Source organism: Pseudomonas sp. B16(2017), assembly GCF_002113205.1.
In the GTDB taxonomy this organism is placed as follows: domain Bacteria; phylum Pseudomonadota; class Gammaproteobacteria; order Pseudomonadales; family Pseudomonadaceae; genus Aquipseudomonas; species Aquipseudomonas pharyngis.
In genome coordinates this window covers 119,651-144,273 of the sequence record NZ_NEKA01000001.1, presented here as the reverse complement: position 1 = coordinate 144,273, position 24,623 = coordinate 119,651, and the positions used below count along the sequence as shown (strand labels likewise).

The window sequence follows — 24,623 nt, the reverse complement described above, 5'->3', positions numbered from 1 at the left end:
GATGCACAGGATTCTTGTGAGTCGCTGCCTGCTGGGCCATCGCGTGCGTTATGACGGCGGGGCCAGCGGGCCGTTCGATTTGCTGGAACAGTGGATTGCCGAAGGGCGCGTAGTGCCGCTGTGCCCGGAAGTCGCCGGTGGTTTGCCGACGCCACGCGCGGCGGCGGAGATTCCGGGCGGGCAGGGCCGCGAAGTGCTGGACGGACTCGCTTCGGTGATCACTACCGAGGGCGAAGACGTCAGTGCGCAGTTTCTGGATGGCGCGCGGCAGGCGCTGGCGCTGGTGCAACAGCACGGGATTCGGGTAGCGGTGCTCAAGGCCAACAGTCCTTCGTGCGGGAATCTGTTGACCTATGACGGGACGTTCAGTGGGGTGAAGGTGAGTGGCGAGGGGGTGACCGCTGCGTTGCTGAAGCGCCATGGGGTGCAGGTCTTCAGCGAACTCGAACTGCCGCAAGCCGCACAGGCCCTCAGCTTGCTCGACTAGTCACGTTCACTTCAGTTTTCCGTAGCCTGCACGCTCAACCATTTTTTCGACAACGCCTCCAGCCGCCCATCCGCCCTGATCCGCTGCAAGGCATTCTCCAGACTCGCGTGAAACGCCGGGTTGCCCTTCTGAAACGGAATCGCCAGATCTACTGGCGGCCCAACCTTCGGCTTTTCCTCAGTCAACGTCTGCACCAGCACCAACGGCCGAGGTTGCTCGTCCTTTTTCGCCACCAACTGCGCATTGACCTGCGTGTAAGGCTCGCTCACGTCGAAACGATCCTTGAGTTCCGGGGTCAGTGCTATGTGGTTGAGCGCGACGTCGTACTTGCCGCTTTCGACGCCCTGGAGCAGGTCGGCTTCGTCGGTGACGATGAAGTCGGCGCGCACATCCAGCTCGTTGGCCAGCAGTTGCCCAAGCTCGACCTCGAACCCCGTGAGCGTGTCGCCGTCCTTGAAATTGAAGGGCGGTGTATTAGCCTCAAGGGCTATGCGCAACTCGCCACGGTCGTAGACGTCATCAATCAGTTCGGCGTGAGCCAGAGGGCTCAGAAGGGGAAGCAGGCAGATCAGGCCAGGCAGAAAACGCATGGTCACTCCTTTGAAATCGATATCGGCCTGTTTTCCAGGCTCGCTTTGCTATGGTTGTCGAGTGCCTTCGACAACGAATGGTCATGAAGTTGTCATGACCGTGCGGATTTTACGGAAAAACTGGAGAAGAAAATGAAAAGCTTTATGTCACGTGCAGCGTTGGCCGGTGTGCTGATGGGTGTTTCGGTACTGGCCAGTGCGGCTACCCCGGCTCCAAAGGGTGCCGAAGTGTTCATCGTTTCTCCCGAAGACGGGGCGAAGGTTTCCCAAGAGTTCAAGGTCAAGTTTGGTACCAAGGACGTCGCGCTGGCCCCGGCCGGTGACGTCACCAAGAACACCGGTCACCATCACTTGCTGATCGACGTCGACAAACTGCCGGCCGCCGGCGCGCCGATTCCGAACGATGCGAACCACATGCACTTTGGCAAGGCGCAGACCGAAGCCACGATCAAACTGGCCCCGGGCAAACACACTCTGCAGCTGGAGCTGGGTGACAGCGGCCATATGCCATTCGATCCACCGATCGTTTCGAAGAAAATCACCGTCAACGTCGAATAAATTTTCGGCGTGCATGAAAAGGGAGCCCGAAGGCTCCCTTTTTTGTCGCTCAGCGTGCGATCAGAACAACACACGGCTACGGATGGTGCCGTTGATGTGCTGCAGCTTCTCTTGCGCCAGGTCCGAGTACTCGGCGTCGACGTCGATCACCACGTAGCCGACCTTCTCGTTGGTCTGCAGGAACTGACCGGAGATGTTGATGCCGTTTTCGGCGAAGACTTTGTTGATCTCGCTCATCACACCCGGAATGTTCTCGTGGATGTGCAGCAGGCGGTGCTTGCCAGGGTGAGCCGGCAGGGCCACTTCCGGGAAGTTCACGGACGATACCGAAGTACCGTTGTCGCTGTACTTGACCAGTTTTTCTGCCACTTCCAGACCGATGTTGGCCTGTGCTTCAGCGGTGGAACCGCCGATGTGCGGGGTCAGGATCACGTTGTCCAGGCCACGCAGCGGGCTTTCGAACTCTTCGTCGTTGGAACGCGGCTCGACCGGGAACACGTCGATGGCGGCGCCGATCAGGTGCTTGTCCTTGATCGCAGCGGCCAGGTGATCCAGCTCGACCACGGTGCCGCGTGCAGCGTTGATCAGGATGCCGCCCTTCTTGATGGCGCGGATTTCCTTCTCGCCGATCATCCACTGGGTCGCAGCGGTTTCCGGAACGTGCAGGGTGACGATGTCGGACATGCCCAGCAGCTCGTGCAGGTTGCCGACCTGGGTCGCGTTGCCCAGTGGCAGCTTGGTCACGGTGTCGTAGAAGAACACCTGCATGCCCAGACCTTCAGCCAGGACCGACAGCTGAGTACCGATCGAGCCGTAGCCGACGATGCCCAGTTTCTTGCCACGGATCTCGAAGGAGTTGGCTGCGGACTTGATCCAGCCGCCACGGTGGCAGGACGCGTTTTTCTCAGGGATGCCGCGCAGCAGCAGGATCGCTTCGGCCAGCACCAGCTCGGCAACGGAGCGGGTGTTGGAGTACGGCGCGTTGAACACGGCGATGCCGCGCTCGCGGGCCGCTTCCAGGTCAACCTGGTTGGTGCCGATGCAGAAACAGCCGACCGCGACCAGTTTCTTCGCGTGATCGAAGATCTCTTCGGTCAGTTGGGTGCGCGAACGAATGCCGATGAAGTGAGCGTCAGCGATCTTTTCCTTGAGCTGGGCTTCCGGCAGGGAGCCTGTCAGGTATTCGATGCTGGTGTAGCCCGCCGCCTTGAGGACGTCGACAGCCGATTGGTGGACGCCTTCGAGAAGAAGGAACTTGATCTTGCTCTTATCGAGAGAAGTCTTGCTCATCTGCGTAAACCTGTATCCCGGAGAAAAATGGCAGGAAATGGTCAACAGACATTGACCTGGACGACAAGAAAGCCGTCACCGCAGAACCGGCCTTGGGCACTGGCCTGCGGGGTCGGTATGCTAGCATAGCCACCCCGCTAAACACTCATTCCTGCGACGTGAAGCGTTCTCAGGATGACCATGAATTGTTCGAGAGTTCCGTCGATGACCAATCCTGCCCTGATTGATGAACTGAAGACCCTGGTCGAGCCTGGCAAAGTCCTGACCGATGCCGACTCCTTGAACGCTTACGGCAAGGACTGGACCAAACACTTCGCCCCGGCGCCCAGCGCCATCGTGTTTCCCAAGACCATCGAGCAGGTGCAGGCCGTCGTCCGCTGGGCCAACGAACACAAAGTGGCGCTGGTGCCGTCGGGCGGGCGCACGGGGCTCTCCGCCGCAGCCGTGGCGGCCAATGGCGAAGTGGTCGTGTCGTTCGACTACATGAATCAGATTCTCGACATCAACCTGACCGACCGCACCGCCGTCTGTCAGCCGGGCGTGGTCACCGAGCAATTGCAGAACGCCGCGGAAGAACATGATTTGTACTACCCGGTGGACTTCGCGTCGGCCGGTTCCAGCCAGATTGGCGGCAATATCGGCACCAATGCCGGCGGGATCAAGGTTATTCGCTACGGCATGACCCGCAACTGGGTGGCGGGCATGAAAGTCGTGACCGGCAAGGGCGATGTGCTGGAGCTGAACAAGGATCTGATCAAGAACGCCACCGGTTATGACCTGCGGCAGCTGTTCATCGGCGCCGAAGGTACTCTCGGTTTTGTGGTCGAGGCCACCATGCGCCTGGATCGTTCGCCGAAAAACCTGACCGCGATGGTCCTCGGCACCACCGATTTCGATTCGATTATGCCGGTGCTGCACGCCTTCCAGGGCCGGCTCGACCTGACCGCGTTCGAATTCTTCTCTGACAAGGCCCTGGCCAAGGTCATGGGCCGTGGCGATGTCCCGGCGCCGTTCGAAACCGCTTGCCCGTTCTATGCGTTGCTGGAATTCGAGGCGACCACCGAAGAAGTGGCCAACACCGCCCTGGAAACATTCGAGCATTGCGTGGAGCAGGGCTGGGTGCTGGACGGCGTGATGAGCCAAAGCGAAACCCAGTTGCAGAACCTGTGGAAGCTGCGCGAGTACATCTCCGAAACCATCTCCCACTGGACCCCGTACAAGAACGACATCTCGGTCACCGTCTCGAAAGTCCCGGCGTTCCTGCAGGAAATCGACGCGATCGTCGGCGAACACTATCCGGATTTCGAAATCGTCTGGTTCGGTCACATCGGCGACGGCAACCTGCACCTGAACATCCTCAAACCGGACAACCTGAGCAAGGACGAGTTTTTCGCCAAGTGCGCCACCGTCAACAAGTGGGTGTTCGAAACCGTCGAGAAGTACAACGGTTCGATTTCTGCCGAACACGGGGTGGGCATGACCAAGCGCGATTACTTGACCTACAGCCGCTCGCCGGTGGAAATCGAATACATGAAAGCGGTCAAGGCGGTGTTCGACCCTAACGGCATCATGAACCCGGGCAAGATTTTCGCGGTTTGATTGGCAATCCCTGATGAATCAATGAAGGCAGGAGTCGGTAATGAGCTATCAGCACCAGTATGTCGACGGTACGCGGATTCATTTTCCGCTGGGGAAAGTGGTGTGCATCGGCCGTAACTACGCCGAACACGCCAAGGAACTGGACAACCCGGTGCCTACCGAGCCGTTGCTGTTCATCAAGCCGGGCAGTTGCGTGGTGCCGCTGGAAGGCGGTTTCAGCATTCCGACCGAGCGTGGCTCGGTGCATTACGAGGCGGAAATCGCCGTGTTGATCGGCAAACCGCTGTCGACCAAACCGAGCCGTGAAGAAGTGCTGGACGCGATCTCCGGTTTCGCCCCGGCGCTGGACCTGACCCTGCGCGACAAGCAGGCCGAGCTCAAATCCAAGGGCCTGCCGTGGGAAATCGCCAAGTCGTTCGACGGCGCGGCGGTGATTGCACCGTTCGTGGTCGGCAGCACTTTCGCCGACCTGACCGACATCGGCATTCGCCTGACCATCAATGGCGAAGTGCGCCAGGACGGTAACAGCAGCGCCATGCTCAACCCGATCGTGCCGATGATCCAGCACATGGCCGGCTGCTTCTCGCTGCAGGCCGGTGACGTGATCCTGACCGGCACGCCAGTGGGCGTCGGCCCGCTGAACGTTGGCGATGAGATCGTGCTGGAACTGCCGGGCGCCAGTCGTTTCACCAGCAGCGTTCGCTGATCCGTACATCGCGTTGCCGAGCGGGAGATGGCAGGTTTGAGCTCAGCCCTCAGTCTGCAATCTCCCGTTTTCGTTTTGTGATGCGGCCTGCAAAGACGCAGGGCATTCCGGCCATTTGCCGTTTTTTTCACATTCTGTCCGGATAATTCCGGTCATTCTGGCGTCTGAGCCGGCCTCTTTGTGCTATTACCCGTAGCCTGAATTTTCGGAACGCGTCCTTTGATGTCATCTCAAACTCAGCTCAAACCCGCCCGCCGTTCACGCTTCGCCCTGCGCTGGTATTCCTGGCTATTGCTGGCAGCCGCCGCTGCGTACGGGCTGGCGTTTGCCATGCATTGGGATGACCGTGGCCTGTTGTGGGTGCTGGAACGCTTCGAAAGCACGTCCGAGAAACAGGAAAGCGTCTGGCTCCCGGACTACCGGGTGGTCATCGACGCCAAGCTGCTGCCGGGGATGGAAAAGGACGAAGCTTCGGACCTGTCCTATAACCCCCAGACCAAAACCCTGTTTTCGGTGATGGGCAAGAATCCGTTTCTGGTCGAGCTGACCCTGCAGGGCGACGTGTTGCGCAAGATGCCCCTGGTGGGCTGGAGCAATCCGGAAGGCCTGACGGTGATGGAAAACGGCTTGATGGCGATTGTCGATGAGCGCGAGCACCTGCTCTCCATCGTCAAGGTCGATGCCCAGACTCGCGAACTGAAGCGTGACGATTTCCCTAAATACGACCTGGGCCCGTCGAAGGACCAGAACAAGGCCTTCGAAGCCATCACCTGGGACGCCCGCAACCAGCAACTGCTGCTGGGCGAAGAGCGTCCGCCTGCGCTGTTCACCTGGAAAAGTGACGGCAGCCAGACGCTCAAGGGCGACAAGCAGAAACTCGACAGCGACGAACTCGATATTCGTAACCTGTCGGCCCTGGCGATCGATCCTCGCACCGGTCATACCCTCGTTCTGTCCGCTGATTCGCACCTGTTGCTGGAGTTGGACGAGAAGGGCGAACAAGTCAGCTTCATGACCCTGCTTGGCGGTTTCAACGGTTTGAAGAAAACCATTCCCCGCGCCGAGGGCGTGACCATGGACGAGGCGGGCTCGCTGTACATGGTCAGCGAGCCGAACCTGTTCTACCGCTTCGAAAAGCAGAAGTAATCTCTCCTACAGCGATTGCAGATCTGTGGAGTTGTGGCCTGAGGCAAGTGGCCATTAAGCTTCAGTTCAGACAGGCGTGATATTTCATCCGCCTGTTTTGACTCCGAGCCTGCCCGAATGCGTCGACTTGCCCGTCCCAAGCCTCTGTTCATCATCCTGTCGATGATTGCCCTGATCGCATTGATTGCGATCGGCCAATACATGCGCCTGTTCGAGCGTGCCTGGTTCAACCTGCATACGCTCTGGCAGCCGATGAGCAGCCAGTCCATCGGGCTGGATCAATATCGGGCAGAGATTGAAGCGAAAGTCATCGATGGGCTGAACGACGACGTGTCCGCGCTGACCTACGATCCGGTGCGCAAGAGCCTGTTCACCGTGACCAACAAGAATGCCGAACTGATCGAGCTGTCGCTGGACGGCACGATCCTGCGCCGTGTTGCCTTGATCGGCTTCGGCGATCCGGAGGCGGTGGAGTTCATCAGCGCCGACACCTATGTGATCACCGACGAGCGCCAGCAGCGCCTGATCAAGATCCATCTGGAGCACGACACCACGTTCCTTGATGCGGCGGACGCCGAGCAAATGACCCTCGGTGTGCACATGAGCGGCAACAAGGGGTTTGAAGGCCTGGCGTACGACTCGGTGGGCAAGCGCCTGTTCGTGGCCAAGGAGCGGGACCCGATGCTGATCTATGAAGTGCACGGTTTTCCGCACTTCAATCCGGAAAAGTCCTACGCGGTACACGTGATCAACAATCCCAAGCGCGATGCCGGGATGTTCGTGCGCGATCTGTCGAGCCTGCAATACGACGAGCGCAGCGGTCATTTACTGGCGCTGTCCGACGAGTCACGGCTGATTCTTGAACTGGATGTGGACGGGCGCCCGTTGAGCACCATGTCGTTGAGCGGTGGCCGGCAGGGCCTGAAGAAAACCGTGCCGCAGGCGGAAGGTATCGCGATGGACGACGACGGGACGTTGTATCTGGTGAGCGAACCGAACCTGTTTTATGTCTTCAGGAAGCCTGCGCAGAACTAACCAGCACCATCTAACAATGTGGGAGCTAGCAAACTGGCTCCCACAGTTTTTTCATCTGCCCACCAAAATACGGGCAGTTTCGGCTTACTCAGCCTTCAGTGTTTTCACACCTTCGGAAGTACCCAGCAACAACAAATCCGCCGGACGCGCCGCGAACAGGCCGTTGGTGACCACGCCGACGATCGCGTTGATCTGCGCTTCCAGCTCCACCGGATTGGTGATCTGCAGGTTGTGCACGTCGAGGATGATGTTGCCGTTGTCGGTCAGCACGCCTTCGCGGTAGACCGGGTCGCCGCCCAGTTTTACCAGTTGGCGGGCCACGTGGCTGCGGGCCATCGGGATCACTTCCACCGGCAGCGGGAACGCGCCCAGCACCGGCACCAGTTTGCTGGCGTCGGCGATGCAGATGAAGGTCTGGGCCACGGCCGCGACGATCTTCTCGCGGGTCAGGGCTGCGCCGCCGCCCTTGATCAGGTTCAGGTGTTCGTCGCTTTCATCGGCGCCGTCGACGTAGAACTCCAGGTTGCTCACGGTGTTCAGCTCGTACACCGGAATCCCGTGGCCCTTGAGGCGCGCGGCGGTGGCTTCGGAGCTCGCGACCGCGCCATCGAACGCGCCCTTGTGCTGGGCCAGGGCGTCGATGAAGCAGTTGGCGGTGGAGCCGGTGCCGACACCGACGATGCTCTTGTCGTCGAGTTTCGGAAGGATGAAGTCGACGGCGGCCTGGGCCACGGCCTGTTTGAGTTGATCCTGGGTCATGCGGGCTCCGGAAGCGGGCAAGGTAAGAACGGAAAGGCCGGCATTATAGCCTCAAGCCGGGCTAAAACCTCGGGATTCGTGTGGTCGTGCGCCCAAAAGCCGGGTTAGACTCGCTGGTCCCGCCCAACCGCCAGTGATGCTTTCCGATGCTCGAACAGTACGTCAAGAAGATCCTCACCTCGCGCGTTTATGACGTTGCCGTAGAAACCCCGCTGCAGAACGCCCGCCAGCTCTCCGAGCGGCTGGGCAACGACATCTGGCTCAAGCGCGAAGACTTGCAGCCGGTGTTCTCGTTCAAGATTCGCGGTGCCTACAACAAGCTGACCCAGTTGAGCGACGAAGAGCGCGCTCGCGGCGTGGTCACCGCGTCGGCGGGCAACCATGCACAGGGCCTGGCCCTGGCGGCGAAAGTGTTGGGCGTGAAAGCGACCATCGTGATGCCCAAGACCACCCCGGAGATCAAGGTCGAAGGCGTGCGCTCGCGCGGTGGCAAAGTGGTGCTGCACGGCGATTCCTTCCCGGAAGCGCTGGCCTACTCGCTGAAGCTGGTCGACGAAAAAGGCTACGTCTACATCCACCCGTACGACGATCCGCACACCATTGCCGGGCAGGGCACCGTGGCGATGGAAATTCTGCGCCAGCACCCGCAGCCGCTGGATGCGATTTTCGTTCCGGTGGGCGGCGGCGGTCTGATCGCCGGCATCGCGGCCTACGTGAAATACCTGCGTCCGGACATCAAGGTCATCGGCGTCGAGCCCGACGACTCCAACTGCCTGCAAGCGGCGATGGCGGCAGGCGAACGCGTGGTGCTGCCGACTGTAGGCATCTTCGCCGACGGCGTGGCGGTGGCGCAGATCGGCCAGCACACCTTCGATATCTGCAAGGATTACGTCGACGAGGTGATCACCGTCAGCACCGACGAGATTTGCGCGGCGATCAAGGACATCTACGACGACACCCGTTCGATCACCGAACCGGCCGGCGCCCTGGGCGTGGCCGGGATCAAGAAGTATGTCGAGCAGCGCGGCGTCAGCGGCCAGACCTTCGTCGCCATCGACTCCGGGGCCAACGTCAACTTCGACCGCTTGCGCCACGTCGCCGAGCGCGCCGAACTGGGTGAAGGCCGCGAAGCGATCATCGCCGTGACCATCCCGGAGAAGGCCGGCAGCTTCAAGGCCTTCTGCGAGGCCATCGGCAAGCGCCAGATCACCGAATTCAACTACCGCTATAACAATGGCAGCGAAGCGCACATCTTCGTTGGCGTGCAGACCCACCCGGACAACGACCCGCGCAGTGCACTGCTGGCGAGCCTGACCGAGCAGGGTTTCCCGGTGCTCGACCTGACCGACAACGAACTGGCCAAACTGCACATCCGCCACATGGTCGGCGGTCGCGCCGCGCACGTGGTCGATGAAGTGGTGCTGCGCTTCGAGTTCCCGGAGCGTCCGGGCGCGCTGTTCAACTTCCTCAACAAGCTCGGCGGTCGCTGGAACATCTCGATGTTCCACTACCGCAACCACGGCGCAGCAGACGGACGAGTAGTGGCGGGCCTGCAAGTGCCCCACGACGAACGTCATCTGGTGCCCGCAGCCCTTGAGGAAATCGGCTACCCGTACTGGGACGAAAGCGACAATCCGGCCTATCAGCTGTTTCTTGGCTGAACGGCTACGCTGATGGGTATGGCCCAAGGAAAGATAAATACATGGAAACCCTGACCACCCTGAAAGTCCTTCATGTCGCGGCGACCGTGGTAATCCTGGCGAGCGGGCTCGGGCTCGCCGCTGCTTCCTGGCGTAATCGCAGCGAAGGGCCGGCCAGCACGATGCAGCGACCCTGGTTGTTCGTCTGGTGCTTGATGCTGATCGGCGTGCTCAGCATGCCTTTCACCGGCTGGTGGCTGGTGCACCTGGTTGGCTGGCCACTGGGGCAGTTCTGGATTCTGGGGTCCAGCGTGATCTATGCCGTGGCCACTTTTAGTGCGGTCTGGCTGCTTGTTCGGCTTAATCGGCTGTGGACAAGCGGGGTCGGCAACCGGAAATTCAATCTGGCGCTGGCGGTTGTCAGCGGCGTCGGATTTCTGGCCATTGCGGCGTTGATGGGGGCCAAGCCGGTTTGAGGCTTGGCACCGTGTCGACCCGTTCGCGAGCAGGCTCGCTCCCACATTGATCTGATGCGTTCACAAATCCCTTGTGGGAGCTGCGGTGCGACGATTCGACTTGCCTGCGATGCGATATCAGCCGCGCAGACTGATGACGGGCCAGCCGCGCTTCTCGGCTTCGGCCCGCAGGTTCGGATCCGGGTCGACTGCCACCGGATTCGCCACCTGCTCCAGCAGCGGCAAGTCGTTCATCGAGTCGCTGTAGAAGTAGCTGCCTTCCAGCGAATATCCGGTTTCTTCCAGCCAGCGGTTCAGGCGCGTCACCTTGCCTTCGCGGAAGCACGGCACGTCGGTGCTGCGTCCGGTGTAGCGACCGTCCTGCATCTCGCACTCGGTGGCGATCAGGGTTTCGACGCCCAGGCGCACGGCGATCGGCGCGGTGACGAAGCGGTTGGTGGCGGTGATGATCACCAGTTTGTCGCCGGCATCGCGGTGCTTTTTCAGCAGATCGAGCGCCTTGGGCAGGACGATCGGCTCGATGCAGTCGCGCATGTAATCGCTGTGCCACTGCTCAAGCACGGCCATCTCGGTGCGGCCGAGGATTTCCAGGCAGAAGTTCAGGTAAGCGGCGTTATCCAGTTTGCCGGCCAGGTAATCCTGATAGAACTCGTCGTTGCGCGCCTTGTAGGCGATCGGGTCGAGGAAGCCGCGTTCGCACAGATAATCGCCCCAGGCGTGATCGCTGTCGCCGCCCAGAAGGGTGTTGTCCAAATCGAATAAAGCCAGGCGCATTGCAGTTACCCGCTGAAAAGTCAGTAAAAAGGCCACAAGAATACGGTCTTTTCACAAGAGTGCACATAAGCTCGGAACCTTCGTTGCCGCCTTCACAACCTTTGTGGAACAATGCGGCGACATGCGTTTGCGAGGTTGTTGCCGTGATCGACCCCGATGGTTTCCGCCCTAATGTCGGGATCATTCTGACGAATGACGCCGGCCAGGTGCTATGGGCTCGCCGTATCAATCAGGATGCCTGGCAGTTTCCGCAAGGGGGAATCAACCCCGAGGAGACGCCCGAAGACGCCTTGTACCGCGAGCTGAACGAAGAAGTTGGCCTGGAACGCGAAGATGTTGAAATTCTCGCCTGTACCCGGGGCTGGTTGCGCTATCGTTTGCCGCAACGTCTGGTGCGAACCCACAGCCAACCGCTGTGCATCGGCCAGAAACAGAAATGGTTTCTCCTGCGCCTGATCTCCAACGAGCAGCGGGTGCGGATGGATTTGACCGGTAAACCGGAGTTCGATGGCTGGCGCTGGGTCAGTTATTGGTATCCGTTGGGCCAGGTGGTGACATTCAAGCGCGAAGTGTATCGCCGCGCTCTCAAAGAGCTTGCCCCGCGCCTTTTAGCGCGCGACTGACGACGGAGTTCGACCCCGAGCCATGCTCAATACGCTGCGCAAGATCGTCCAGGAAGTTAACTCCGCCAAGGATCTCAAGGCGGCGTTGGGGATTATTGTGTTGCGCGTCAAAGAGGCCATGGGCAGCCAGGTCTGCTCGGTCTACCTGCTTGATCCAGAGACCAACCGCTTCGTGCTGATGGCCACCGAGGGCTTGAACAAGCGCTCGATCGGCAAGGTCAGCATGGCACCCAACGAAGGTCTGGTCGGCCTGGTCGGCACGCGTGAAGAACCCCTGAACCTCGAAAACGCCGCGGATCACCCGCGCTACCGCTACTTCGCCGAGACCGGCGAGGAGCGCTACGCCTCGTTCCTCGGGGCGCCGATCATTCACCACCGCCGCGTCGTCGGCGTGTTGGTCATCCAGCAGAAAGAACGCCGCCAGTTCGATGAGGGTGAAGAAGCCTTCCTCGTGACCATGAGCGCGCAGCTCGCGGGCGTAATCGCCCACGCCGAGGCCACCGGCTCGATCCGTGGCCTAGGCCGTCAGGGCAAGGGCATCCAGGAAGCCAAGTTCGTCGGCGTGCCGGGTTCGCCGGGCGCGGCGGTCGGTACCGCGGTGGTCATGCTGCCACCGGCGGATCTGGACGTGGTGCCGGACAAGACCATCACCGACATCGACGCTGAACTGGCGCTGTTCAAGACCGCCATCGAAGGCGTGCGCGCCGACATGCGTGCGTTGTCGGCCAAACTGGCGACCCAGCTGCGGCCGGAAGAGCGCGCGCTGTTCGACGTCTACCTGATGATGCTCGACGATGCCTCGCTGGGCAGCGAAATCACCAACGTGATCAAGACCGGTCAATGGGCCCAAGGCGCGCTGCGCCAGGTCGTGACCGACCACGTCAACCGTTTCGATCTGATGGACGACGAGTACCTGCGGGAGCGGGCGTCGGACGTCAAGGACCTCGGCCGCCGGCTGCTCGCCTATTTGCAGGAGGAGCGTCAGCAGAATCTGGTCTACCCGGAAAAAACCATTCTGGTCAGCGAAGAACTGACGCCGGCGATGCTCGGCGAGGTGCCGGAAGGCACACTGGTCGGTCTGGTGTCGGTACTCGGTTCGGGCAACTCCCACGTCGCGATCCTTGCCCGGGCCATGGGCATCCCGACAGTAATGGGTCTGGTCGATCTGCCGTACGCCAAGGTCGACGGCATCGAAATGATCGTCGACGGCACACGGGGCGAGGTCTACACCAACCCCAGCGAAGTGCTGCGCAAGCAGTTCACCGAGGTGGTGGAGGAAGAGAAGCAACTGGCGCTGGGGCTCGATACCCTGCGCGACCTGCCGTGTGTGACCCTGGACGGTCACCGCATGCCACTGTGGGTCAACACCGGCCTGCTGGCGGACGTGGCGCGAGCGCAGAAGCGCGGCGCCGAAGGTGTCGGTCTGTACCGCACCGAAGTGCCGTTCATGATCAACCAGCGCTTCCCGAGCGAGAAGGAACAACTGGCGATCTACCGCGAGCAGCTTGCCGCGTTCCATCCGCAACCGGTGACCATGCGCAGCCTGGACATCGGCGGCGACAAGTCGCTGTCGTACTTCCCGATCAAGGAAGACAACCCGTTCCTCGGCTGGCGCGGGATCCGCGTCACCCTCGACCACCCGGAAATCTTCCTGGTGCAGACCCGCGCGATGCTCAAGGCCAGCGAAGGCCTGAACAACCTGCGGATCCTGCTGCCGATGATCTCCGGCATCCACGAGCTCGAAGAGGCGCTGCACCTGATCCACCGGGCGTGGGGTGAAGTGCGCGACGAAGGCACCGACGTGCCGATGCCGCCGGTGGGCGTGATGATCGAAATTCCTGCGGCGGTTTACCAGACCAAAGAGCTGGCGCGGATGGTGGACTTCCTGTCGGTCGGCTCCAACGACCTGACCCAATACCTGCTGGCGGTGGACCGCAACAACCCGCGGGTGGCCGATCTCTACGACTACCTGCACCCGGCGGTGCTGCAAGCCCTGCAAACCGTGGTGCGCGACGCCCATGCCGAAGGCAAACCGGTGAGCATCTGCGGCGAGATGGCCGGTGATCCGGCGGCGGCGGTGCTGTTGATGGCAATGGGTTTCGACAGCCTGTCGATGAACGCCACCAACCTGCCGAAGGTGAAGTGGATGCTGCGCCAGATCAACCTGAGCAAGGCCAAGGATCTGCTGGCGGAACTGATGACCATCGACAACCCGCAGGTGATCCACAGCTCGCTGCAACTGGCGCTGAAGAACCTCGGGTTGGCGAAGATGGTCAATCCGGCGGCGGTCAAACCTCTCTAGACCGAGTCGCGCCTATCGCGAGCAGGCTCGCTCCTACAAGGAAATGCATTCCAGTGTGGGAGCGAGTCTGCTCGCGATGGCGTCAGTTCGGGCGCCACTAAATCAGAATCTCCACTTCCCCCAGGCGCCCGCCATACGGCCCGAAACTGCGCTCCACCATCCGCCGCGTCCCGTCCGCCTGCACGATCAACGCCGTACTTGCGCGTGTCCCGTAGCTCTGGCTGGCAATAAACACACTCGACAACAACGACTCGGTCGCCAATCCCACACCGGTATCCGGTAGATCAGCAAACGGTGCCGTTTGCGCATCACTCAATAAAGCCAACAACCGCTCGGGCTGCGGATCATCCAGCACCGCACTCAATGCCGCCTTCGCCTTGAGCAGTTTCGGCCACGGCGTATCCAGCCCGGCGTTGGACAGACCATAGACGCCGGGCTGCAACATCACCGGTTCCGAAGACCGCGCATTGAAGTGCCACAGCTCGTTGGCATTGCCCAGCAGCAGGTTGAAGCCGGCATAGTCCGGCGAACGGGCGACAACGTCGGACAAATAGTCATCGATCGACAGGTTTCCGGTCAGAAACCCCGCCACCAGCTCGCCCCGAGAACGTCGCGCCGGCGGCTGATGCGGATCGCGAATGTTGGTCAGCGCTGCGAAGCGACCGTTGGCGCCCAGGCCGAGCCAGGTTCCCCCAGCCTCGAGATCGCGACCGGCGTGAACCTGCGGCGACTCGGGCCACTGGGCCAGCGGCAGGCTGGGCCGGGCGTAGAACTCGTCACGGTTGGCCGCGACGATCAGCGGCTGGGCATGCCCCGGCCGCCAGGCGAAAACGATCAGGCACATAAGGTGGTCCTTGTGTGTTTTTTGCCCACTCTACGCAGACATCGTCCGTGCATCCATCGCCAGTGGAGCCGAAGGGTATCCATCCGTTACCATGCCGCTCCGGTTTTGGGGACGCGCCTTGGGAGGCAGCCATGGAATTTCTGCTCTATCTGGCGCTGGGCGCCTGTGCGGGCGTACTGGCCGGGCTGTTCGGGGTGGGCGGCGGGATCATCATCGTCCCGGTGCTGGTGTTCAGTTTCACCTTGCAGGGCTTCGATCCGTCGATCCTGACCCATCTGGCGGTCGGCACGTCCCTGGCGACGATCATCTTCACCTCGGTCAACGCCGTGCGTGAGCATCACCGGCGCGGTGCGGTGCGCTGGCCGATCTTCCGCTGGATGACCGTGGGCATTCTGCTCGGCGCCGGTTTCGGTGCATTGACCGCCGAAGCGATCTCCGGCCCGAACCTGCAAAAGATCATCGGTGTGTTCGCCCTGATAATCGCCGCGCAGCTGGCGCTGGACGTCAAACCCAAGGCCAGCCGAACGGTGCCGGGCAAACTCGGTCTGACCGTGGCCGGCAGTGTGATCGGCTGGGCATCGGCGATTTTCGGGATTGGCGGTGGCTCGCTGACCGTGCCGTTCCTGACCTGGCGCAGCGTGCCGATGCAGCAGGCGGTGGCGACCTCGTCGGCCTGTGGCCTGCCGATCGCCGTCGCCAGTGCCATAAGTTTCATGATTCTGGGCTGGCATGATCCGTTGCTGCCGGCCCATAGTCTCGGTTTTGTGTATTTGCCGGCGCTGCTGGGCATTGCCCTGACCAGCATGGTGTTCGCCCGTCTCGGCGCGCGGCTGGCGCACAGGTTGTCGCCGAAGTTGCTGAAACGGCTGTTCGCGGCTTTGCTGTTTTGCGTGGGCCTGAGCTTTCTGTTCTGAGCCGTGTGTTTTGGCAGGTCGCAATCCTGGCTTAATCCTGAGGTGACAGCGTCGCCCGGGAATTTTTGAAGATTTGAACGCTAACGAGGAGTCGCAATGCTGCCTTACCCGCAGATCGATCCGGTGGCTTTGGCCATCGGTCCGCTGAAAATCCACTGGTACGGCCTGATGTACCTGGTCGGCATCGGCGGCGCGTGGCTGCTGGCATCGCGCCGGCTCAACCGTTTCGACCCGACCTGGACCAAGGAAAAGCTGTCCGACCTGGTGTTCTGGCTGTCGATGGGGGTGATTGTCGGCGGGCGCCTGGGTTATGTGCTGTTCTATGACCTGAGCGCTTACCTGGCCAACCCGACGCTGATTTTCGAAGTGTGGAAGGGCGGCATGTCGTTCCACGGCGGTTTCATCGGCGTGATGCTGGCCGCGTTGTGGTTCGGCAAGCGTAACGGCAAGTCGTTCTTCCAGCTGATGGACTTCGTCGCGCCGATGGTGCCGATCGGTCTGGGCGCCGGGCGTATCGGCAACTTCATCAACGCCGAGCTGTGGGGCAAGGCCACCGACGTGCCGTGGGCCATGGTGTTCCCGCCGTTCAGCGACCCGGCGCAACTGCCGCGTCACCCGTCGCAGCTGTATCAGTTCGCACTGGAAGGCGTGGCGCTGTTCCTGATCCTCTGGCTGTTCTCGCGTAAACCGCGACCAACCATGGCGGTCTCGGGCATGTTCGCACTGTTCTATGGCATCTTCCGTTTCATCGTCGAATTCGTCCGCGTGCCGGACGCGCAACTGGGCTATCTGGCCTGGAACTGGCTGACCATGGGTCAGGTGCTCTGCGTACCGATGATCATCGGCGGGCTGTTCCTGATCTGGCTGGCCTACCACCGCGCCCCGGCGGCGCCGGTTGCACCGACAGCTTAAATATTCGAACCCCGGCGATGTCTGCCGGGGCTCAAGGACACAGGTAACTCATGAAGCAATATCTCGATCTGGTGTCGCACGTCATCAACAACGGCACCAAACAGGCCAACCGTACCGGCGTGAACACCATCAGCTTTCCGGGCGCCATGCTGCGCTTCGATCTGCAGGAAGGTTTCCCGGCGATCACCACCCGCAAGATGGCCTTCAAATCGGCCATCGGCGAGATGTGCGGCTTTCTGCGTGGCGTGAACAACGCTGCGGAATTCCGTGCGCTGGGCTGCAAGGTCTGGGATCAGAACGCCAACGAAAACGCTCAGTGGCTGGCCAACCCGTTCCGCCAGGGCGAAGACGACCTCGGCGAAATCTACGGCGTGCAATGGCGCAAATGGCCGGCGTACAAGCAGATACCGCTGAGCAACGCCGCCGCCATCGAACAGACCCTGAGCAACGGCTACAAGCAGATTGCCCAGGGTGAAGAAGACGGCCAGGCCTACGTGGTGCTGTACAAGGCCATCGATCAGGTGCGCCAGTGCGTCGACACGATCATCAAGGACCCGGGCAGCCGCCGCATCCTGTTCCACGGCTGGAACTGCGCCCAGCTCGATGAAATGGCCTTGCCGCCGTGCCATCTGCTGTACCAGTTCCACCCGAATGTCGAGACCAAGGAAATTTCCCTGACCCTCTACATCCGCTCCAACGACCTGGGCCTGGGCACACCGTTCAACCTCACCGAAGGCGCCGCGCTGCTGAGCCTGATCGGTCGCCTGACCGGCTATACGCCGCGCTGGTTCACCTATTTCATCGGTGACGCCCACGTCTACGAAAACCACCTGGACATGCTCAACGAACAGCTCAAGCGCGAGCCGTTCGCTATGCCGAAACTGAAGATTTCGGATCGCGTGCCGGAGTTTGCCAAGACCGGTGTGTACCAGCCGGAGTGGCTGGAGCTGGTAGAACCGAGCGACTTCTCGCTGGAAGGCTACGAGCACCATGCGCCGATGACCGCGCCGATGGCGGTCTGACAGTCTTCACGCAAAACCCTTGTGGGAGCGGACTTGTTCCGGGCGGCGATCCGACGAAAGCGGTGTATCAGTTAACGATGATGTCGACTGACATACTGCCTTCGTCGGATCGCCGCCCGGAACAAGCCCGCTCCCACATTTGCTTATGCGTGAGTCTTAATGGCCGTGACTGCGACCCACATGCGAATGCTCAACCTCCGCCGCCACAACCCCGCCACTCACCTCCAGCCGCTGCAGGATCCCGCACTGATCCGCCTCCGGCCCTTCGCCACAGCGCTGGCGCAGGTCGAGCAATTGCGTCTGCAATGCCAGTAACCCATCGATCCGCGCCTTGACGTGCTGGATGTGCTCGTCGATCAGCGCATTCACGCTTTCGCACTGATCCTGCGGACTGTCGCGCAAGGCGAGCAGGCTGCGGATTTCTTCGAGGGTCATGTCGAGGGTGCGGCAGTTGCGGATGAAGGTCAGGCGCTCGGCGTGGGCCTGGGTGTAGACGCGGTAGTTGCCGTCGCTGCGGGCCGGTTCCGGCAGCAGGTTTTCACGCTCGTAGTAGCGGATGGTTTCCACGGCGCAATCGGTCTGTTTCGCCAGTTCTCCGATCTTCATGACGGCAATCTCCAAAAGGGTGCTTGACCCTATAGTGGCTACAGGGTCTTTACTTGGCAACAGGCACCTTCATGGACGCGACCAATGAGCGATTCCCTGCACACCCACAAGCCCGGCGACGGGCACGATCACAGTCACAAACTGCAGCCTGTGCAGAAACATGCCCACGGCGGCGATTCCTGCTGCGGGTCGAAAACCGTTACGCCTGCGCCGGCTCATTCGAGTGAAGACTCGTGCTGTTCGTCGAAAGTCGCCGCACCTTCGCTTGTTCAACTGAGCGAGGCAAAAAGCGCCGACGCCCGGCTGAGCAGCTTCCGCATCGAGGCGATGGACTGCCCGACCGAACAGACCCTGATCCAGAACAAGCTCGGCAAACTGGCCGGGATCCAGCAGCTGGAATTCAACCTGATCAACCGCGTGCTCGGCGTGACCCACAATCTGCCGGACACCGCGCCAATAATCGAAGCGATCAAATCCTTGGGCATGCAGGCCGAGCCACTGGAGGCGGGCGTCGATGCGCCAACGCCAGCGCCGGTGAAAAAACACTGGTGGCCACTGGCGCTGTCCGGCGTCGGTGCGCTGGCTGCCGAAGTGATCCACTTCACCAGCGCCGCGCCGACCTGGGTGGTGGCGATCATTGCGCTGATTTCCATCCTCAGCGGCGGCCTCACCACCTACAAGAAGGGCTGGATCGCCCTGAAGAACCGCAACCTCAACATCAACGCCTTGATGAGCATCGCCGTGACTGGCGCCGTGTTGATCGGCCAATGGCCGGAAGCGGCGATGGTGATGTTCCTGTTCACCGTGGCCGAGCTGATCGAAGCGCGCTCGCTGGATCGCGCGCGCAACGCCATCAGCGGCCTGATGCAGATGACGCCGGAGCAAGCCACTGTGTTGCAGGCGGACGGCAACTGGGTCGAACTGGATGTCAAAAGCATCGATCTCGGCGCCCGCGTGCGGGTGAAACCCGGCGAGCGCATCGCGCTGGACGGCGAAGTCGTGAGTGGCAGTTCGACCATCGATCAGGCGCCGATCACCGGTGAAAGCCTGCCGGTGGAGAAAACCGTCGGCGACAAAGTCTTTGCGGGCACCATCAACCAGGCCGGTTCGCTGGAATACGCAGTGACAGCCGCAGCCAACAATTCCACTCTGGCGCGGATCATCCACGCCGTGGAACAGGCGCAAGGCGCGCGGGCGCCGACCCAGCGCTTCGTCGATCAATTCTCGAAAATCTACACACCGGTGGTCTTCGTCCTGGCCCTGGCCGTGGCGATCATCCCGCCGCTGTTCATGGGCGCCGCGTGGTTCGACTGGATCTACCGCGCGCTGGTGCTGCTGGTGGTCGCTTGCCCGTGTGCGCTTGTTATTTCCACCCCGGTGACCATCGTCAGTGGCCTCGCCGCAGCGGCGCGCAAAGGCATTCTGGTCAAGGGCGGCGTGTACCTGGAGGGCGGTTTCAAGCTCGACTATCTGGCCCTCGACAAGACCGGCACCCTCACCCACGGCAAACCGGTGCAGACCGATTACCTGTCCCTCGACCCGACTGCCGACGCCACGGCCCCGGCGATCGCCGCCGCGCTGGCCGGTCGCTCCGATCACCCGGTATCGCTGGCCATCGCCAATGCGGCTGTGGATAGAGGTTTGGCGGTTCTGGTTGTGGATAACTTCGAAGCGCTGGCCGGCCGTGGGGTAAAAGGCGAGGTCAATGGTCAGGTCTACCACTTGGGCAACCACCGATTGGTTGAAGAACTGGGCCTGTGCTCGCCGCAACTGGAAGAAAAACTGTTCGCGCTGGAGAAACAGGGCAAGTCCGTGGTGCTGCTGCTCGACCGCTCCGGCCCGCTGGCGCTGTTCGCCGTGGCGGATACGGTCAAGGAAACCAGCCGCGAGGCGATCCGCCAACTGCACGAACTGGGCGTGAAAACCCTGATGCTCACCGGCGACAACGTCCACACCGCCCAGGCGATTGCGGCGCAGGTCGGGATCGGTCAAGCCAAGGGCGACTTGCTGCCCACCGATAAACTGCAAGCCATCGAAGACCTGTACGCGCAGGGCCATCGGGTCGGCATGGTCGGCGACGGTATCAACGACGCGCCTGCACTGGCGCGGGCGGAGATCGGTTTTGCGATGGCGGCGGCAGGCACCGACACGGCGATCGAAACCGCCGATGTCGCCCTGATGGACGATGATCTGCGCAAGATTCCGGCGTTCATCAGCCTGTCGCGCCATACCGCCGCTATCCTCAAACAGAACATCGCGCTGGCGCTGGTGATCAAAGCGATCTTTCTTGGGGTAACCTTCGCCGGGCTCGCCACCATGTGGATGGCGGTGTTTGCCGACATGGGCGTGAGCCTGCTGGTGGTGTTCAACGGTTTGCGCCTGTTGCGCAAATAGAGGAAGAGGGACGGTTGTGCTGAGTGCCGAGCTGAAAGCGTTTTACATGGTGGCCCGCCTGGGCAGCATCACGCTGGCGGCGAAAAAGCTCGGCCTCAGTCAACCGACCGTGACCACCCAGATCCGCAATCTGGAAAGCCAGTATTCGGTTGAGCTGTTCTACCGTGGCGGCCGGCGTCTGAGCGTCAGCGACGAAGGCGCGCGGCTGTTGCCGATGGTCAAAGCCTTGTTGCAGCAGGAAGCCGATATCGAGTTCTTCCTGCGCAACAGTGGTCAGGTGCAGGGCACGCTGCGCATTGCCGCCACCGCGCCGTATTACATCCTCGATCTGGTGAAGACCTTCCGCGAGCGCCTGCCGCAGGTGGAGGTGTCGGTGGAAATCGGCAACTCGCAGCAGGTGCTCGAAGCGCTGGAGGATTACCGGGTGGATGTCGCGGCGTCGTCGCAACTGCTCGACGATGCGCGGCTGATCCGCCGGGTGCTCGGCAGCGATCCGCTGGTGCTGGCGGTGCATCGCAATCATCCGCTGGCGGCACACGACCATGTGACGCTGAGTGCGCTGGCCGGGCATACCTTGCTGATGCGTGAATCCGGCTCGACCACCCGGCGGCTCACCGAAGAATTGCTGGCCAGTGCCGGCGTCAGTTTCGGCCCGTTGCTGGAGATCGGCAGCCGCGAGTCGATCCGCGAAGCGGTGCTGCGCAACATCGGCATCAGCATCATCGCCCGTCAGGAGGTGCCGCACGATCCGCAGTTGCGGGTGCTGACCCTCGAAAATGCGCCGCAGATTCCCGAATACCTTTACTGCCTCAAGGAACGCAAGAACGCTCGTTTGCCGGCCGCGTTTCTCGGCCTGGCGCAGGAAATGTCCCCGGCCTGAGATGTTTCAGTGCCTGTGCCGGCCTCTTCGCGAGCAAGCCCGCTCCCACATCGGATCTGTGTTGTGAACACTATCCCCTGTGGGAGCGGGCTTGCTCGCGAAGGCGTCGGACCAGGTAACGCAGGACTTGAGAACTGAACCAAAATCCCTGAATACCACTATCGGTCGATTTTGCCTTGTTGCCATATGACCGACGCATTACAACTCTAGGATTCGTCTCATCTGCTTGATGAGGCCTGTCCATGAACCCTGCAATCGCAACTGCCCTGACCAACCCCGGCGCACCGATGAAAGTGCGCGGCGTGCAGAAGCGCTTCGGCGCTTTCACGGCGCTGGATAACGTCTCCCTCGATGTCGCGGCCGGTGAGCTGGTGTGCCTGCTCGGCCCGTCGGGCTGTGGCAAGACCACGTTGTTGCGCTGCATCGCCGGTCTGGAGAAACAGGACAGCGGCGAGTTGTACCTCGGCGAGCGCGACGTTTCCCACCTCGCGCCCCAGGCTCGGGATTACGGCATCCTGTTCCAGTCCTACGCGTTGTTCCCCAATCTGACCGTCGAAGCGAACATTGCCTACGGCCTCGCCGGCAGCGGTCGCGATGAAGTGCGCCGTCGCGTCGGTCAGATGCTGGAACTGGTCGGCCTCAGCGGCAGTGAGAAAAAGTACCCGGGCCAGTTGTCCGGCGGCCAGCAGCAACGGGTGGCGTTGGCCCGCGCCCTGGCCCCCGCACCGTCGCTGTTGTTGCTCGACGAACCGATGTCGGCCCTCGACGCCCGGGTGCGCGAGCATCTGTGCACCGAGCTGCGCCAACTGCAACGCAACCTCGGCATCACCACCCTGATGGTCACCCACAATCAGGACGAAGCCATGCTGATGGCCGACCGCATCGCCGTGATGAACAACGGCAAGGTCGAGCAGTACGCCACCCCGCAGGAAATCTACAACCGCCCGGCCACGCCGTTCGTGGCCGAGTTTGTCGGCCAGGGCAACTGGCTGCCGTTCCAGCGCAGCAGCGACAGCCACGCCAAGGTCGGCGGGATGAACCTGCGCCTGGCCGACGGCAGCGTCCACAGCCCATCGGGCCGGCTGTTCTGCCGTCCGGAAGCGATCAACGTCAATCCGCTGGTGCACGAAGAAAACCTGTTCCCGGCCAAGGTCCGCGAGATCACCTTCCTCGGCAACCGCTGCCGCATGAGCTTCGAGCTCGATCAACTGCCCGGTCACGCTTTGCTCGCCGAACTGGCGCCGGAAGCCATGCCGCGCCTCGGCGCCCAGCAGATCATGGTTGCCTTGCCGCCACGCAGCTTGCAGGTGTTTGCCTGATGAACAGCAACCTCGCACTGCCGCTCCCGCAAAAGCAGGCGCGGCAGGTGTCCGGGGCCGAGGTCGGCGACCGGATCTTCGTCCTCGGCGGCAAACTCCTGCTGCTGGTGCTGCTCGGTGTGGCGGTGCTGCTGCCACTGCTGGCGATCTTCTGGCGCGGCTTCAGCAGCGAAGCCGGGCAGGGCGGTGGCTGGCTCGCCGCCAAGGAGCTGGTGAGCAGTGACAATTTCCACTGGCTGCTCGGCAACAGCCTGAAGGTTTCCCTCAGCGTCGCGGCGATCGTCGTACCGCTGGCCCACCTGTTTGCCTACGCCTTGCAACGCACGTTGATTCCGGCAAAAGGCATCTGGCGCGGTATTTCGCTGCTGCCGCTGATGGCACCTTCGATGCTGCCGGGGATCGCGCTGGTTTATCTGTTCGGCAATCAGGGCCTGTTGCGCGGGCTGCTGTCGGACAACATCTACGGTTTCTGGGGGATTGTTCTGGGTGAGGTGATCTACACCTTCCCACACGCCTTGATGATTTTGCTGTCAGCCCTGTCGCTGGCGGATGCGCGATTGTTCGACGCTGCGTCGAGCATGGGCGCGAGCCCGGCGAAAGCCTTCCGCAGCATCACCTGGCCGGCGACTCGCCAGGCTGTGTTTGCCGCGTTCTGTCTGGTGTTCACCCTGACCATCACCGATTTCGGTGTGCCGGTGGTGGTCGGTGGCGACTATCAGGTGCTGGCGCTGGAAGCCTACAAAGCGGTGGTCGGCCAGCAGCAATTCGGTCGCGGCGCGTTGATCGGCATGGTTCTGCTGCTGCCGGCGCTGTTCAGCTTCGGGGTCGATGCCTGGCTGCGTCGGCGTCACGGCGACGCCATGAGCGGCCGCGCCCAGGTGTTCAAACCGGCACCGTCGAAGAAGCGCGATGCCTTTTATCTCAGCGTTGTGCTGCTGATCAGCGCTGCGTTGCTGCTGGTGTTCGGCATGGCGGTGTTCTCGTCGCTGGTGAAGTTCTGGCCGTACAACCTGTCGCTGTCGCTCAATCACTACCAGTTCAACGAGACCGCCGGCGGTGGCTGGCTGGCCTACGGCAACAGCCTGAAGATGGCGCTGGGCACGGCTCTGATCGGCAGCGTGCTGATTTTCACCGGCGCCTACCTGATGGAAAAGACCCGCAGCCAGCGCGGACTCAATCTGACACTGCGCATGCTCAGTTTCGTACCGATGGCGGTGCCGGGGCTGGTGCTCGGTCTGGGTTACGTCTTCTTCTTCAACCTGACCGGCAACCCGTTGCACGTGCTGTACGGGAGCATGACCCTGCTGATCGTCTGCACTATTGCTCACTATTTGACCACCGCGCAGATGACCGCCACCACCGCGCTGCGTCAGCTCGACGCGGAATTCGAAGCCGCCGCGCTGTCGCTCAAGGCGCCGCTGTACCGGCATTACCTGCGGGTCACCGTGCCGATCTGTCTGCCGGCACTGCTGGACATCGTGCGCTACCTGTTCGTCTCGGCCATGACCACCGTGTCCGCCGCGATCTTCCTCTACAGCCCCGACACCCTCCTCGCGGCGGTGGCGGTGCTGAACATGGATGACGCCGGCAACGTCGGCGGCGCGGCGGCGATGTCGACCCTGATTCTGTTCACCTCGGCGGGCGTGTCCTTGCTGCTGGCGTGGGCTTCGCGCGGCTTGCTGCGCCGTTCCCAGGCCTGGCGGCAAACGGCGCCCGGTCACTGATCCACGACTTGTCCCTATCGCCT

23 protein-coding genes are annotated in these 24,623 nt (G+C 61.8%); 17 read left to right on the top strand and 6 right to left on the bottom strand.

Annotated elements, in window-relative coordinates; all coding sequences use genetic code 11:
* The first annotated feature begins 1 nt into the window (after position 1).
* The gene (locus CAG25_RS00705) at positions 2–487 is read left to right on the top strand and encodes a DUF523 domain-containing protein (RefSeq protein ID WP_085612014.1); all 486 of its coding nucleotides are present in this window, start codon (positions 2–4) and stop codon (positions 485–487) included.
* An 11-nt stretch (positions 488–498) separates the two neighbouring features.
* On the opposite strand, the gene CAG25_RS00700 is transcribed toward CAG25_RS00705, so the two are convergent.
* The gene (locus CAG25_RS00700; protein ID WP_085612013.1) at positions 499–1,077 is read right to left on the bottom strand and encodes a transporter substrate-binding domain-containing protein; all 579 of its coding nucleotides are present in this window, start codon (positions 1,075–1,077) and stop codon (positions 499–501) included.
* A 132-nt stretch (positions 1,078–1,209) separates the two neighbouring features.
* Here CAG25_RS00700 and CAG25_RS00695 point away from each other — a divergent pair, with 132 nt between their 5' ends.
* On the top strand, positions 1,210–1,635 hold the full coding sequence (locus CAG25_RS00695; protein WP_085612012.1) for a DUF4399 domain-containing protein: 426 nt from the start codon (positions 1,210–1,212) through the stop codon (positions 1,633–1,635).
* Positions 1,636–1,695: 60 nt separating this feature from the next.
* Here the strand turns inward: CAG25_RS00695 and serA are convergent, their stop codons facing one another.
* Positions 1,696–2,925: a phosphoglycerate dehydrogenase gene (serA, locus tag CAG25_RS00690; protein ID WP_085612011.1), complete on the bottom strand. Its 1,230-nt coding sequence runs from the start codon at positions 2,923–2,925 to the stop codon at positions 1,696–1,698.
* A gap of 204 nt (positions 2,926–3,129) precedes the next feature.
* Between serA and CAG25_RS00685 the strand changes: the two genes are divergently transcribed.
* The 4 genes from CAG25_RS00685 (at position 3,130) to CAG25_RS00670 (ending at position 7,411) form a co-directional block, all read left to right on the top strand.
* Entirely contained in the window at positions 3,130–4,524 is a 1,395-nt protein-coding gene (locus CAG25_RS00685; protein ID WP_064600200.1) for an FAD-binding oxidoreductase, read from the top strand.
* A gap of 40 nt (positions 4,525–4,564) precedes the next feature.
* Positions 4,565–5,230 carry a fumarylacetoacetate hydrolase family protein gene (locus CAG25_RS00680; RefSeq protein ID WP_007953483.1) on the top strand — a complete coding sequence of 222 codons (666 nt, stop codon included), beginning with the start codon at positions 4,565–4,567 and terminating at the stop codon, positions 5,228–5,230.
* A gap of 222 nt (positions 5,231–5,452) precedes the next feature.
* A complete protein-coding gene (locus CAG25_RS00675) occupies positions 5,453–6,376 on the top strand; it encodes an SdiA-regulated domain-containing protein (RefSeq protein ID WP_011336428.1) in 924 nt (307 codons plus the stop codon).
* Between the two features lie 117 nt (positions 6,377–6,493).
* Positions 6,494–7,411, top strand: coding sequence for an SdiA-regulated domain-containing protein (locus CAG25_RS00670; protein WP_085612010.1), 918 nt, complete (start codon positions 6,494–6,496; stop codon positions 7,409–7,411).
* An 84-nt stretch (positions 7,412–7,495) separates the two neighbouring features.
* Here the strand turns inward: CAG25_RS00670 and rpiA are convergent, their stop codons facing one another.
* Positions 7,496–8,170, bottom strand: coding sequence for a ribose-5-phosphate isomerase RpiA (rpiA, locus tag CAG25_RS00665; protein WP_007953476.1), 675 nt, complete (start codon positions 8,168–8,170; stop codon positions 7,496–7,498).
* A gap of 146 nt (positions 8,171–8,316) precedes the next feature.
* On the opposite strand from rpiA, the gene ilvA reads away from it, so the two are divergent.
* Positions 8,317–9,831 (top strand): threonine ammonia-lyase, biosynthetic, encoded by a 1,515-nt coding sequence (gene ilvA, locus CAG25_RS00660; protein WP_011336426.1) that lies wholly within the window; start codon positions 8,317–8,319, stop codon positions 9,829–9,831.
* 41 nt (positions 9,832–9,872) lie between these two features.
* On the top strand, positions 9,873–10,286 hold the full coding sequence (locus CAG25_RS00655) for a DUF2269 family protein (RefSeq protein ID WP_085612009.1): 414 nt from the start codon (positions 9,873–9,875) through the stop codon (positions 10,284–10,286).
* A 117-nt stretch (positions 10,287–10,403) separates the two neighbouring features.
* Here CAG25_RS00655 and CAG25_RS00650 read toward each other — a convergent pair whose 3' ends face one another.
* Positions 10,404–11,060, bottom strand: a complete 657-nt coding sequence (locus CAG25_RS00650; protein ID WP_085612008.1) for an HAD family phosphatase — start codon at positions 11,058–11,060, stop codon at positions 10,404–10,406.
* Positions 11,061–11,203: 143 nt separating this feature from the next.
* On the opposite strand from CAG25_RS00650, the gene CAG25_RS00645 reads away from it, so the two are divergent.
* Positions 11,204–11,683: an RNA pyrophosphohydrolase gene (locus tag CAG25_RS00645; RefSeq protein ID WP_003229203.1), complete on the top strand. Its 480-nt coding sequence runs from the start codon at positions 11,204–11,206 to the stop codon at positions 11,681–11,683.
* 22 nt (positions 11,684–11,705) lie between these two features.
* The gene (gene ptsP, locus CAG25_RS00640; RefSeq protein WP_064600191.1) at positions 11,706–13,985 is read left to right on the top strand and encodes a phosphoenolpyruvate--protein phosphotransferase; all 2,280 of its coding nucleotides are present in this window, start codon (positions 11,706–11,708) and stop codon (positions 13,983–13,985) included.
* Positions 13,986–14,082: 97 nt separating this feature from the next.
* On the opposite strand, the gene CAG25_RS00635 is transcribed toward ptsP, so the two are convergent.
* Positions 14,083–14,829: an NRDE family protein gene (locus CAG25_RS00635; RefSeq protein ID WP_085612007.1), complete on the bottom strand. Its 747-nt coding sequence runs from the start codon at positions 14,827–14,829 to the stop codon at positions 14,083–14,085.
* A gap of 131 nt (positions 14,830–14,960) precedes the next feature.
* On the opposite strand from CAG25_RS00635, the gene CAG25_RS00630 reads away from it, so the two are divergent.
* From CAG25_RS00630 to CAG25_RS00620, 3 genes are all read left to right on the top strand, one after another.
* Positions 14,961–15,743 (top strand): sulfite exporter TauE/SafE family protein, encoded by a 783-nt coding sequence (locus tag CAG25_RS00630; RefSeq protein ID WP_085612006.1) that lies wholly within the window; start codon positions 14,961–14,963, stop codon positions 15,741–15,743.
* 96 nt (positions 15,744–15,839) lie between these two features.
* Positions 15,840–16,655 (top strand): prolipoprotein diacylglyceryl transferase, encoded by an 816-nt coding sequence (gene lgt, locus CAG25_RS00625; RefSeq protein ID WP_039767887.1) that lies wholly within the window; start codon positions 15,840–15,842, stop codon positions 16,653–16,655.
* 50 nt (positions 16,656–16,705) lie between these two features.
* Positions 16,706–17,677, top strand: a complete 972-nt coding sequence (locus tag CAG25_RS00620; protein ID WP_064600185.1) for a thymidylate synthase — start codon at positions 16,706–16,708, stop codon at positions 17,675–17,677.
* A 156-nt stretch (positions 17,678–17,833) separates the two neighbouring features.
* Here CAG25_RS00620 and cadR read toward each other — a convergent pair whose 3' ends face one another.
* On the bottom strand, positions 17,834–18,283 hold the full coding sequence (gene cadR / locus CAG25_RS00615) for a Cd(II)/Pb(II)-responsive transcriptional regulator (protein ID WP_007953454.1): 450 nt from the start codon (positions 18,281–18,283) through the stop codon (positions 17,834–17,836).
* Positions 18,284–18,367: 84 nt separating this feature from the next.
* On the opposite strand from cadR, the gene CAG25_RS00610 reads away from it, so the two are divergent.
* The 4 genes from CAG25_RS00610 to CAG25_RS00595 all read left to right on the top strand — a co-directional run bounded on the left by CAG25_RS00610 (position 18,368) and on the right by CAG25_RS00595 (position 24,600).
* Positions 18,368–20,677: a heavy metal translocating P-type ATPase gene (locus tag CAG25_RS00610; RefSeq protein WP_085612005.1), complete on the top strand. Its 2,310-nt coding sequence runs from the start codon at positions 18,368–18,370 to the stop codon at positions 20,675–20,677.
* A gap of 16 nt (positions 20,678–20,693) precedes the next feature.
* Entirely contained in the window at positions 20,694–21,557 is an 864-nt protein-coding gene (locus CAG25_RS00605) for a LysR family transcriptional regulator (protein ID WP_007953452.1), read from the top strand.
* A 242-nt stretch (positions 21,558–21,799) separates the two neighbouring features.
* Entirely contained in the window at positions 21,800–22,876 is a 1,077-nt protein-coding gene (locus CAG25_RS00600) for a putative 2-aminoethylphosphonate ABC transporter ATP-binding protein (protein ID WP_074690113.1), read from the top strand.
* Positions 22,876–24,600: a putative 2-aminoethylphosphonate ABC transporter permease subunit gene (locus CAG25_RS00595; protein ID WP_085612004.1), complete on the top strand. Its 1,725-nt coding sequence runs from the start codon at positions 22,876–22,878 to the stop codon at positions 24,598–24,600. The genes CAG25_RS00600 and CAG25_RS00595 overlap by 1 nt, the downstream gene beginning before the upstream one ends.
* The last annotated feature ends 23 nt before the right edge of the window (positions 24,601–24,623 follow it).